Raw genomic sequence first — 11,973 nt, 5'->3', positions numbered from 1 at the left:
GTTTTAGCCCGCGGGCTTGCGCAGCAACGCCAGCGACAGCGACTGGGCCGAGGCCCAGACCCGGCCACCCAGACTCATATGGGTGACGTGGAGCTTCACTCCATTTTCAGCGGCCATTTTTTTCAGCGCTTGCATTTCGGGCCAGTCGCGCAATTCGCGAATGCTGCCATCGAAGCTGAGCTGAATCACCGGGGCCGCAAGCGCGTTTGTCCAGATGGCTTGCGCCGCCGCGTCGATCACCCGCGACGCTGCCGATTTCCACTTGCTCGTCCGCGCTTCCAGACCGAACGCCCCGGCTTTGCAACTCAGCACCGGATAGCGGTGCATGATTTGCGTCAGCCGCGTGCTGCAGGCCTGCACCCAGGGAGACAGATCGGGATGCTCAAGCCGCCCTAGCGTGAAAGCGACATCGGCGGGATGACCCGGCGCCAGCCACACCTCGGTCTGGTCGGCCAGCGTTTGGGCAAGTCGCCGCAGACCCGGGATATCGCCCATGCGCATCTCGGGAGAGTTCAGCAGCAGGCGCGCCTGCAGGGCCGGGCCGCTTAGCAGTGAACGGGTGTTGATCACCTCCAGGGCATAGTCGGGCCGGAGGTGGCGTTCGCGGCGCAGGTGGGTGATTTCGTCCTGATGATCTTTGAACATCTGCTCCACGCTGCGGCTGGCCTCCACCAGGGCCGGATGGGTGGCCAGCAGCAGCAGCCGGTCGAAGTTGAGCGCCAGATGCGGGTGCATGCGGTAGCTCAGCGCCTCGACGGATGGCGCGCTGACCTCGGCGCTGCGGATGCGCTCGTGGCTGAGCTGGCGCGAAACGGTGCGGACTTCCGCCGTCCCTTTGTCCAGCAGCGTTCGGCCCGGCCACTGGATGGTCAGCGGCAGAATGCGCACCCGCCGGTCCGCCGCCATCGTGCCCGACAGATCGGTGCCCGCATCGACCATCAACCCGGTGAGCGGAATCTGCGCCCGGTCGGGGTCGATGGGCAGCGCTTCCTCGCGCTCGGGAATTTTTTGTTGGGTCGAGGCGAAGCCCAGTAGGTAGGCGTTTTTATCGTCGTCGTGCATGGCGGGTAGCGCTCAATATTCCAGCCGATCGGGGCGGATCTGCTGCAGGATGGTGGTGGCGATCTCTTCGATGGACTTGTGCGTGGACGACAACCAGCGGATGCCCTCGCGCCGCATGAGTTTTTCCGCCTCACTCACTTCATAACGGCAGTTGTCGAGCGCCGCGTAACGGCTGTTGGGCCGCCGCTCGGTGCGGATTTCGCTCAGACGCTCGGGCGTGATCGACAGCCCGAACAGTTTGTGCCGCAAACCGTTCAGCCCGTCGGGCAGGCGCATGCGCTCGAAATCGTCGGGAATGAGCGGATAGTTCGCCGCCCTCACGCCATGCTGCATGGCGAGATAGAGCGAAGTGGGTGTTTTGCCGCAACGCGACACGCCCACCAGAATGACTTCAGCCTCGGTCAGATTGCGGGTGGACTGGCCGTCATCGTGCATAAGCGAAAAATTGATCGCGTCGATGCGGTTGTGATACTGCGGGCTGTAGGCCGCATCGGAAAATCGTCCGATGCGATGGTTGGATTTGGCCCCGAACGCCACTTCGAGCGGTTGCACGAAGCTGTTGAACATGTCGAGCACCAGCGCGCGTGCGCCCTGAATGATTTCGAGCACGTCCGGGTGCACCAGGGTGACGAACACAATCGGCGGCTTGCCCTCGACGCGTTCGACCTCGTTGATGCGCTCGACCGCATGCACCGCTTTCTCCACCGTGTCGACAAACGGCAGGCGAATGCGGTGGGGCTGCACGTCGAATTGCGCCAGAACAGAGTTGCCGAAGGTCTCGGCAGCGATTCCGGTGCCGTCCGAGACGAAAAAGACCGAGCGGTTAGGCATGTGTCAGCGTTCAAAACCTAGAATGAGCCGCATTGTCAGTGTGACTTGCGAAGACGGCGATACCCACTCGAACAAGACCTGTCATTTTCGCCACAGATCACGCCGAGCCCAGTTTTTTCATTCTATGAAGGACTTTCATCATGACCCAGCAAAACACCGCCCACAGCGGCAATGAGCTCATTTTGCAGCTCGATGATGTGCGAATGAGCGACATCGATCAGGTCGGCGGCAAGAATGCGTCGCTTGGAGAAATGATCAGCCAGCTCTCCGGCAGCGGGGTTCGGGTTCCAGGCGGGTTCGCCACCACGGCGCACGCCTTCCGGCAATTCCTGCGTGCCGGGGGACTGGGGGAGCGCATCGAGACGATGCTCAAAGAGTTGGACGCCGACGATGTGCGCGCCCTGGAGCGCTGCGGCGCGCAAATCCGCCAATGGGTGATCGAAACGCCGTTCCCGGCCGATCTGGAGCAGGCCATCCGCGGCGCTTATGCCGATCTCACCGCGGGCAATCCAGAGGCGTCGTTCGCGGTGCGGTCTTCAGCCACGGCGGAAGATTTGCCCGACGCTTCATTCGCCGGGCAGCAGGAAAGTTATCTGAACGTGAGCGGCATCGACGCAGTGCTGGAAAAAATCAAGCACGTCTTTGCCTCGCTTTACAACGACCGCGCGATTTCCTACCGGGTGCACAAGGGCTTTGTGCACAGCGATGTGGCGCTATCGGCCGGTGTGCAGCGCATGGTGCGCAGCGACAAGGCGGTGTCCGGCGTGATGTTCACGCTCGACACCGAGTCGGGCTTTCCGGATGTGGTGTTCATCACCGCGTCCTACGGCTTGGGAGAGACGGTGGTGCAGGGGGCGGTGAATCCGGACGAGTTCTATGTATTCAAGCCCACGCTCAAGGCGGGCAAGGAGGCGGTGATCCGCCGCAATCTTGGCTCCAAACTGATCCGCATGGAGTTTGCACCCGCGGGTTCGCCGCATCTGGTGCAGACGGTCGACACTCCCTCCGAACTGCGCAACCGCTACTGCCTGACTGACGCCGAGGCGCAGGAGCTGGCGCGCTTTGCCATGACCATCGAGGCGCATTACCAGCGTCCGATGGACATCGAGTGGGGCAAGGACGGCATCGACGGCCACCTCTACATCCTGCAGGCTCGCCCCGAGACGGTGAAGTCCAACGGACACACGCGTACCGAACAGCGCTACACCCTGAAGGGCAAGGGCGCCGTGCTGGTCACGGGTCGTGCCATCGGCCAGAAAATCGGTGCCGGGCCGGTGCGGGTGGTGCATTCCATCACCGATATGCACCTCGTTCAGGCGGGTGATGTGCTGGTTACCGACATGACCGACCCGAACTGGGAGCCGGTGATGAAAAAGGCCTCGGCCATCGTCACCAACCGCGGGGGGCGCACTTGCCACGCCGCCATCATCGCCCGTGAACTCGGCATTCCCGCCGTGGTCGGCTGCGGGCATGCGACCGACGTGCTCAAAGACGACATGCTGGTCACGGTGTCCTGCGCGCAGGGCGATACCGGCCAGATCTACGACGGCCTGCTCGAAACCGAAGTGACCGAAGTCGCCCGCGGCGCCATGCCCGAGGTGCCGACGAAGATCATGATGAACGTGGGCAATCCCACCCTGGCCTTCGATTTTTCGCAGGTGCCCAATCAGGGCGTGGGTCTGGCGCGTTTGGAGTTCATCATCAACAACAACATCGGTGTGCATCCCCGCGCGGTGCTCGAGTATCCGAGTGTCGACTCCGATCTAAAAAAGGCGGTGGAGAGCGTGGCGCGCGGCCATGTCAGCCCGCGTGCGTTTTATGTGGACAAACTGGCCGAAGGAATCGCCACCATAGCCGCGGCGTTCTATCCCAAGCCCGTCATCGTGCGCTTGTCTGACTTCAAGTCCAACGAGTACAAAAAGCTCATCGGCGGCTCGCGCTATGAGCCGGACGAAGAAAACCCCATGCTGGGTTTCCGCGGGGCTTCGCGTTATGTCTCGCCCGACTTTGCGCAGAGCTTCGAGATGGAGTGCGTCGCCCTCAAACGGGTGCGCGAACAGATGGGGCTGGACAACGTCGAGATCATGGTGCCCTTCGTTCGCACACTGGGCGAAGCAGAAGGCGTTATCAATCTGCTGGGCCGTCACGGCCTCAAGCGCGGAGAAAACGGCCTGCGCATCATCATGATGTGCGAAGTGCCGTCGAACGCCGTGCTGGCCAAGGAGTTCCTGCAATATTTCGATGGCTTCTCCATCGGCTCCAACGACCTGACCCAGCTCACCCTGGGGCTGGACCGTGACTCCGGCTTGGTGGCGCAGGCTTTCGACGAACGCGATCCGGCGGTGAAGGTGCTGCTGGCGCAAGCTATTGCCGCCTGCCGCGCCGAGGGCAAGTATGTGGGCATCTGCGGTCAGGGGCCGTCCGATCACCCCGATCTGGCGCAATGGCTAATGGAGCAGGGTATCTCGTCGATCTCGCTCAATCCCGACACCGTGATTGCCACCTGGCAACAGTTGGCGAAACATTGAGAGCCTCGAATACGATTCGTCTATAATGCTTGGTTCCTTGCCGCACCGGTTGTGCCGGAATTGACGCTTTTTGCGCTCCGGGCGGCTTCTATCCACAAGGACAGCGCGTAGGCCTCACCCTAAGGGGGGCTGCGCCCTGCCGCATTTGAAGGAATCTGCATGCGTCACTATGAGATTGTGTTGATTTTCCACCCGGATCAAAGCGAGCAAGTGCCCGCGATGATCGAGCGCTACAAAAGCGCCGTGACCGCCAAGGCGGGACAGATCCACCGGGTTGAAGACTGGGGCCGCCGCCAACTGGCCTATCCCATTCAGAAGCTTGCCAAGGCGCATTACGCCTGCATGAATATCGAGTGCGACCTGGAAACCTTGCGCGAACTCGAGCACAGCTTCAAGTTCAACGATGCCGTGCTGCGCAGCCTGGTGATCAAGACGGACAAGGCCGAAACCGCGCCTTCCATCATGATGAAGCAGGTCGAGCGCGACGAGGCTCGCAAGGCCCAACAGGAGCAAACAGCCTGAAAAATGGCCTGAATAGCGGCCAGATCAATCGGCTCGAACTTCAGGGCATTTTGGCCGAGCGGGGCGAACTCCGCTACACGCCGGCCGGAATCGAAGCGCTGGATTTTGTATTGCAGCATCAATCGACCCAGTTCGAGGCGGACATGCCTTGCGAAGTGCAGCTTCAGATCGGCTGTGTCGGGTTTGGGAAGATTGCTCACGAAATGCACCGTCTCAGTCCTGGAGTCCTGTTGCAAGTTTCCGGTTTCCTGCGTGCATCGCGTCGCGGCTCGCGCCAGATGAAGTTGCACGTCACACAATACATTGAGGTTTAAATCATGGCACCACCACGCAAATTCGACAAAAAGAACGACCCGAAGCGCGCTCGTCGTAACCAGCAGTCTTCGCTGTTCAAGCGCAAGCGCTTCTGCCGTTTCACCGTCGCCAAGGTTGAGCAGATTGACTACAAGGATGTCGATGTGCTCAAGGATCTGATTGCGGAAAACGCCCGCATCATTCCCGCCCGCCTGACCGGCACCAGCGCGCACTACCAGCGCCAGCTCAACACCGCCATCAAGCGAGCGCGCTTTCTGGCGCTGCTGCCCTACACCGACCTGCACAAGGGCTAATCCGGGGACGACACCATGCAAATCATTCTTCTCGAAAAAGTTCTGAACGTCGGCAATCTGGGTGACGTGGTCAAGGTCAAGGACGGCTACGCCCGCAACTTCCTGATCCCCAAGAAAATGGCGCGCCGTGCCACGGCCGCAGCCCTGGCGGAGTTCGAGGCGCGTCGCGCCGAGATGGAAAAGCTGGCCGCTGAAAAGCTGATGCAGGCGCAAGCCGCCGGTGAGAAGCTCAATGGCTTGGTCATCACCCTGGTGCAGAAAGCCGGTGTGGATGGCCGCTTGTTCGGCTCCGTGACCCACGGCGACGTGGCCGAAGCCCTGGCCAAGCAAGGCATTGAAGTGAGCAAGTCGCAGGTTCGCTTCCCGGCGGGTCACGTCAAGACCACGGGTGAGCATCCGGTATCGATCGCCCTGCATACCGATGTCGTCACCGACATCACCCTGCAGGTCAAAGCCGAAGCGATGTAATCGCGGGTTTTCGCGCTGGACACAAGGGCCGCGAATGCGGCCCTTGTCGTCTCTGCTTTGTTTCTGGTTTGTGCCGCTGCGTGCGGCACAATGCAAAGTCGCTTTTTATTTTTGGATGGCATTTGCCGCCCACCGCCATGCAAGACCAAGCCCTAGACGCCATTCGCACGCCGCCGCACTCCATCGAGGCAGAGCAGTCGGTGCTGGGCGGGCTGTTGCTCGACAACCAGGCATTCGACAAGGTGGCCGATCTGCTGGTGGCGGCGCAGTTTTACCGCTTCGAGCACCGGGCGATTTTCCAGGCCATCGCCGACCTGATCAATCTAAGCAAACCGGCTGACGTGATCACCGTGCTGGAGGCGCTGCAATCCATCGGCAAGCACGAGGAATGCGGCGGGCTGCCCTACCTGAATTCTCTGGCGCAGTGCGTGCCCAGCGCTGCGAACATTCGCCGATATGCCGAGATCGTGCGCGAGCGCGCGGTGCTGCGCCAACTGGTGACCATCAGCGACGAGATTGCACAGAACGCGCTCAACCCGCAAGGGCGGGGCGTGCAGCAAATTCTCGACGAGGCCGAGTCGCGTATTTTCGCCATCTCGGAGGAGGGGGCCAAATCCGCCGCGGGCTTCCAGTCGATGAAGGGCCTGCTGGGTGAGTTGCTCAAGCGGGTGAGCGAGTTGGCCGAGCGCGGCGGCGCTGATACCACTGGGGTGCCCACGGGTTTTGCCGATCTGGACCGGATGACCGCGGGTTTGCAGCCTGGTGATCTGGTCATCGTTGCCGGCCGTCCTTCCATGGGCAAGACGGCGTTTTCGCTGAACATTGCCGAACATGTGGCGATCAATGAGCAACTGCCGGTGGCGGTGTTCAGTATGGAAATGGGCGCGTCGCAGTTGGTGTTGCGCGTGGTGGGTTCGATGGGGCGGATCGACCAGAGCCATCTGCGTACCGGCCAACTCACCGAAGACGAGTGGACGCGTCTGCCCGAAACCATTGAGCGCTTGCAAGACGTGCACATGCACATCGATGAAACCCCGGCGCTCAATCCGCTGGAACTGCGGGCGCGTTCGCGACGTCTGGCCCGTCAGTTCGGCGGGCGGCTGGGCTTGATCGTGGTCGATTACCTGCAGCTCATGTCGTCGTCGCGAGACGGCGAGAACCGCGCCACTGAAATCTCCGAGATTTCACGCTCGCTCAAGGCTCTGGCCAAGGAACTGCATTGCCCGGTGATCGCGCTATCGCAGCTCAATCGCGACCTCGAAAAGCGCACCGACAAACGACCGGTGATGAGCGATCTGCGTGAATCGGGCGCCATCGAGCAGGATGCCGACGTGATCCTGTTCATCTACCGCGACGAGGTATACAACAAAGACTCGAAAGACGCCGGGGTGGCTGAAGTCATTATCGGCAAACAGCGTAACGGGCCGATCGGCGTGGTGCATCTCGCCTTCCTCAAGCCGCTGACGCGGTTTGAAAATCTGACGCGCGAATTCTGATTGCGCGCCAGCTTCTCCCGCGCTTACAGCACTTCGCTGGCGTAGTCGGCCAGGCGGCTGCGTTCGCCTCTGGCCAGAGTGACGTGACCACTGTGGCCCCAGCCCTTGAAACGATCCACCACAAAAGTCATGCCTGAGCTACCTTCGGTGAGGTAGGGCGTGTCGATCTGCGCGATATTGCCCATGCATACCAGTTTGGTGCCGGGGCCCGCGCGGGTGATCAGGGTTTTCATCTGCTTGGGCGTGAGGTTCTGGGCCTCGTCGATGATGACGTATTTGTTGAGAAACGTGCGGCCCCGCATGAAGTTCATGCTCTTGATCTTGATCTTGGAGCGGATGAGATCTTGCGTGGCGGCCCGGCCCCACTCGCCGCCGGTGTTGCCCCCTTCGCTCTGATTGAGCACTTCGAGGTTGTCGTCGAGCGCGCCCATCCAAGGGCCCATTTTTTCTTCTTCGGTGCCCGGTAGGTAGCCGATGTCTTCGCCCACGGGAACGGTCACGCGGGTCACGATGATTTCGTTGTACCGCCGGGCGTCCAGCACCTGAGACAGGCCCGCGGCCAGCGCGAGCAGGGTCTTGCCGGTACCGGCCTGTCCCGCCAATGTGACGAAATCCACATCCGGGTCCATCAGCAGGTTGAGGGCGAAGTTCTGTTCGCGGTTGCGCGCCGTGACGCCCCAGATGGCGTTTTTCTGGTGCGTGTGGTCGCGCATGACCTGCAGCACGGCGGTGTTCGCGCGGATTTCCTTCACCCGCGCGTAGAGCGGCGGGGCGCTGCCGCTCTCCCAATAAACCGCCTGATTGACCAGCATCTGTGCGACGAACTTGCCCTGCACCCGGTAAAAGGTGTTGCCGCCCTGCTGCCAGCTTTCCACCGACTTGGCCTGCCGATCCCAAAAATCGGGCGGTAGCACCATCATGCCGGTGTAGAGCAGATCGGCGTCGTCGAGCGTCTTGTCGTTGGCGTAATCCTCGGCATGCAGCCCCAGGGCGCGGGCTTTCACGCGCATATTGATGTCCTTGGACACCAGCACCACAGGCCGCTCGGTATGAATGTGCGTGAGATCCTGCAGCACCGCTAGGATCTGGTTGTCCGCCTTGCCCTGAGGCAGTGCGATGGGCAGTTCGACATCGTGCGCGCGGGTCTGGAAGAACAGGCGTCCCTTGGCCTCCGCATGGCCGGTGCGATTTAGCGCGATACCCTGGTCGATGCCGCTGCCGGTATCGGCCACCAAAGCATCGAGCTCACGGCTGACCTGGCGGCCATTGCGCGCCACTTCCGACAGGCCCTTTTTGTGCGCGTCCAGTTCTTCCAGCGTGACCATCGGCAGATAGATGTCGTGCTCTTCAAAGCGGTAGAGCGACATCGGGTCGTGCAGCAGCACATTGGTGTCGAGGACGAACAGCTTGGCGGGTTGCTGGGCAATGGGTGCCCGCTTGGGCTGCACCGCCTTCTGGGCGGGGCGATCCGCAGCAGCGGGGGCGGCCTCACGCGGTATCGGCTGGCGTGTTTGGCGCGTGGATGCCGCGGGCTGCGTCGCCGCCGACGCAACTGCGACAGTCGGCGCGGTCTCCTGATGTATTGGGCGGGCCTTGTCGAGCGCCGTGGTTTTTCGCGAAGCGGAGGGCGTCTGTGTGGTCGACGGAGCAGCTTGGGTCAGCAGGCTGCCCATGGACTTGGGTGGGGGAGGCAGGGGCATGAGGCGTATGGATAGGCTTGCAGACGTGGGAAGGGGATGGAGTAGGAGAGGCTGATTCAGGGGCGGCTAGACCAGCAAACCGCAACAAAAAACCGCTGACCATCGCGAGACGGTACAGCGGCTTTCGCATGGTTGGCCACCTCAGGATGAGATCTGCGCCTGCTGTCGATGCAGAGCAAGCGCAACCCGCGATGAGTGCCCAGGGTGCTGCGGAGTCTGAGGTTCAAAACAAAGCGCCGCGTTGGGGTGATTGGGGTTCAGAGTTTCTGGATGACGTCGAGCACTTCGTCAACGTGCCCGGCGACTTTGATCCCGCGCCATTCCTGCCGCAGGACGCCGTCGGCATCGATGACGAAGGTACTGCGCTCGATGCCCTTGACCTTCTTGCCGTACATGATCTTGTTCTTCACCACACCGAACATGTGGCAGAGCTTTTCTTCCGTATCAGCGATCAGGTCGAACGGCAGTTCGAGGTGCTCCTTGAACTTTTCGTGCGACAGCAGGTTGTCGCGCGAGATGCCGAAAATCACGGCATTGGCCTGCTCGAATGCTTCGAAGTTGTCGCGAAAGTGCATGGACTCGGTGGTGCACCCGGGCGTCATGTCCTTGGGGTAGAAGTAGAGAACAATTTTTTTGCCCAGATAGTTTTTCGGGCTGAACTGCACGCCACTGGTGGCGGCGGCTTCGAAATCGGGAACCACTTTATTCAAGACCAAAGCCATGAAGTCTCCTGCTGGGCTGCTGCATCGTTTCTCCTCGTTCTGATCAGTCGTTGATACTGCTGAGGGAAACGGAAGGACGTAAAACCTTATTTTATCTTGCCGCGCGAACCAGAGCCGGTTCACGCCGTTTTGCCTCGGTTCGCGCCGGTCCGATCATTCGATCATCAGCGCGGCCAGCACATGACGGCCTTCGCCCGCCAGAATGTTGTAGGTGCGACAGGCGGCGGCGGTGTCCATGACTTCCCAGCCGATGCGGCGCGAGATGAGTTGGCGCATCAAGGCGGCGGGCAGCAGATGCTGCTCACGGCCCGTGCCTATGAGCACCACCTCGGGCAGCGGATCGAGCAACAGGGCGTCGATGTGCGCGGGCAAAAGCGCGCCGACATGCTCGGCACCCCAGGGCTTAGGCGACTGCTGCGGGGCGAACACGCAGGCGCTGGTGTGGCGCACACCGTTGACTTCGACATAGCCCGGCCCGTAGGCGGAGACCATCTGCGTATCGGGGGAGAAGTCGGGCTGGAGTTTCATTACTGGACGGGAGCGGGCCGCTACATCAGGCTCGCGCAGGGGCGGGCGTGGGGGAGAGGGCGGCGCAAACCGAGGGAAATGCAGGGGTTGAAGATGCAGATCAAGGTAAATTATAGGGTTCGCCCTCCGTTTGGCGGGCGGGCGCGGGTCTGAATCCCCTACCTTGAAGAGATGCGCTCAGGATGGGGATGAGTGGCCAGGGTGGCAGCACGCACGGTGTTTGTGCGGACGCTTTTTCTAGGCAGAGAGTGAGGTGATTGTGCGCGAATTCCGGAAGTCCGACAAATTGGCTGATGTCTGTTACGACATCCGAGGTCCCGTGCTCGACAAGGCGCGGCAGATGGAAGAGGAGGGGCAGCGGATCATCAAGCTCAACATCGGCAATCTGGCCGTGTTCGGCTTCGAGCCGCCCGATGAGATCGTGCAGGACATGATCCACAACCTGCCCAGTGCAGCGGGTTACACCGATTCCAAGGGCTTGTTCGCGCCGCGCAAGTCCATCGTGCATTACACGCAGGAAAAGGGCATTGCGGGGGTGAGCATCGACGATGTGTTCATCGGCAACGGCGCCTCCGAGCTCATCAATATGAGCATGAACGCGCTGCTCAACAATGGCGACGAAGTGCTGATTCCCGCGCCGGACTACCCGCTCTACACCGCGTCGGTGGCACTTTCGGGCGGCAAGCCGGTGCACTACATCTGCGACGAGCAGTCGGACTGGTATCCGGACATTGCCGATATCCGCAGCAAGATCACGCCCAACACCCGGGCCATCGTGGTGATCAACCCCAACAACCCGACCGGGGCGCTGTACCCGCGCGAATTGCTCGAAGAGATCGTGCAGGTGGCGCGTGAGCATGAACTCATCGTGTTCGCCGACGAGATTTACGACAAGACGCTGTACGACGGCAACACCCACACCAGCATCGCCTCGCTGGCCGACGATGTGCTGTTCATCACCTTCAACGGCCTGTCGAAAAACTACCGCTCCTGCGGCTACCGCTCGGGCTGGATGGTGGTGTCGGGCAACAAACGGTGTGCGCGCGACTACATCGAGGGGCTGACCATGCTGGCCTCGATGCGCCTGTGCGCCAATACGCCGGGGCAGTTGGCGATTCAGACCGCGCTGGGCGGTTATCAGAGCATCAAGGATCTGGTCGCGCCGCAGGGGCGCCTGACCAAGCAGCGTGATCTGGCTTACGACCTGCTCACGCAGATTCCGGGGGTCAGCGTGGTGAAACCGAAGGCGGCGCTGTATATGTTCCCGCGGCTCGATCCCGAGATTTACCCCATCGCCGACGATCAACAGTTCGCCTACGACCTGCTGGCGCAGGAAAAAGTGCTGATCGTGCAGGGTACCGGCTTCAACTGGCCGCAGCCCGACCATTTCCGGCTCGTTTTTCTGCCCAATGCCGACGATCTGACGGAAGCCATCGGCCGCATCGCGCGCTTTCTAGAAACCCTCCGCAAGCGCAGCCGCGCGGCGGCCTGACTGCCTGACTTCCACT

12 protein-coding genes are annotated in these 11,973 nt (G+C 61.4%); 7 read left to right on the top strand and 5 right to left on the bottom strand.

All coding sequences use genetic code 11. From position 1 onward, the window contains the following. Positions 1-3: 3 nt before the first annotated feature. Positions 4-1,062, bottom strand: coding sequence for a DegV family protein (locus B3H47_RS02125; protein ID WP_286985755.1), 1,059 nt, complete (start codon positions 1,060-1,062; stop codon positions 4-6). A gap of 12 nt (positions 1,063-1,074) precedes the next feature. Continuing rightward, a complete protein-coding gene (gene ppsR / locus B3H47_RS02120) occupies positions 1,075-1,893 on the bottom strand; it encodes a posphoenolpyruvate synthetase regulatory kinase/phosphorylase PpsR (protein ID WP_286985753.1) in 819 nt (272 codons plus the stop codon). Between the two features lie 140 nt (positions 1,894-2,033). On the opposite strand from ppsR, the gene ppsA reads away from it, so the two are divergent. The 6 genes from ppsA (at position 2,034) to dnaB (ending at position 7,515) form a co-directional block, all read left to right on the top strand. Further along, positions 2,034-4,421: a phosphoenolpyruvate synthase gene (gene ppsA / locus B3H47_RS02115; RefSeq protein WP_286985752.1), complete on the top strand. Its 2,388-nt coding sequence runs from the start codon at positions 2,034-2,036 to the stop codon at positions 4,419-4,421. A gap of 159 nt (positions 4,422-4,580) precedes the next feature. Continuing rightward, positions 4,581-4,943 (top strand): 30S ribosomal protein S6, encoded by a 363-nt coding sequence (gene rpsF, locus B3H47_RS02110; RefSeq protein ID WP_013106371.1) that lies wholly within the window; start codon positions 4,581-4,583, stop codon positions 4,941-4,943. Continuing rightward, the gene (priB, locus tag B3H47_RS02105; protein WP_286985907.1) at positions 4,940-5,257 is read left to right on the top strand and encodes a primosomal replication protein N; all 318 of its coding nucleotides are present in this window, start codon (positions 4,940-4,942) and stop codon (positions 5,255-5,257) included. The genes rpsF and priB overlap by 4 nt, the downstream gene beginning before the upstream one ends. 3 nt (positions 5,258-5,260) lie before the next feature. Next, complete coding sequence (gene rpsR, locus B3H47_RS02100) at positions 5,261-5,551, top strand: 30S ribosomal protein S18 (RefSeq protein WP_013106369.1); 291 nt, start codon at positions 5,261-5,263, stop codon at positions 5,549-5,551. A gap of 15 nt (positions 5,552-5,566) precedes the next feature. Further along, a complete protein-coding gene (gene rplI, locus B3H47_RS02095; RefSeq protein ID WP_286985747.1) occupies positions 5,567-6,019 on the top strand; it encodes a 50S ribosomal protein L9 in 453 nt (150 codons plus the stop codon). Between the two features lie 137 nt (positions 6,020-6,156). Then, positions 6,157-7,515 carry a replicative DNA helicase gene (dnaB, locus tag B3H47_RS02090; protein WP_013123683.1) on the top strand — a complete coding sequence of 453 codons (1,359 nt, stop codon included), beginning with the start codon at positions 6,157-6,159 and terminating at the stop codon, positions 7,513-7,515. A 23-nt stretch (positions 7,516-7,538) separates the two neighbouring features. Here dnaB and B3H47_RS02085 read toward each other — a convergent pair whose 3' ends face one another. The 3 genes from B3H47_RS02085 to B3H47_RS02075 all read right to left on the bottom strand — a co-directional run bounded on the left by B3H47_RS02085 (position 7,539) and on the right by B3H47_RS02075 (position 10,465). After that, positions 7,539-9,215, bottom strand: coding sequence for a PhoH family protein (locus B3H47_RS02085; RefSeq protein WP_286985738.1), 1,677 nt, complete (start codon positions 9,213-9,215; stop codon positions 7,539-7,541). Between the two features lie 257 nt (positions 9,216-9,472). Beyond that, positions 9,473-9,937 (bottom strand): peroxiredoxin, encoded by a 465-nt coding sequence (locus B3H47_RS02080; RefSeq protein WP_013106365.1) that lies wholly within the window; start codon positions 9,935-9,937, stop codon positions 9,473-9,475. A gap of 153 nt (positions 9,938-10,090) precedes the next feature. Continuing rightward, positions 10,091-10,465: an Mth938-like domain-containing protein gene (locus B3H47_RS02075; RefSeq protein WP_156054794.1), complete on the bottom strand. Its 375-nt coding sequence runs from the start codon at positions 10,463-10,465 to the stop codon at positions 10,091-10,093. Positions 10,466-10,724: 259 nt separating this feature from the next. On the opposite strand from B3H47_RS02075, the gene B3H47_RS02070 reads away from it, so the two are divergent. Continuing rightward, on the top strand, positions 10,725-11,957 hold the full coding sequence (locus B3H47_RS02070; protein ID WP_013123680.1) for a pyridoxal phosphate-dependent aminotransferase: 1,233 nt from the start codon (positions 10,725-10,727) through the stop codon (positions 11,955-11,957). Positions 11,958-11,973 lie beyond the last annotated feature (16 nt).

The organism is Thiomonas sp. UBA7699 (assembly GCF_002482605.1).
Lineage (GTDB): Bacteria > Pseudomonadota > Gammaproteobacteria > Burkholderiales > Burkholderiaceae_C > Thiomonas > Thiomonas arsenitoxydans.
Note: the sequence above shows the minus strand (reverse complement) of the source record. Positions and strands in the feature narration are given on the sequence as shown.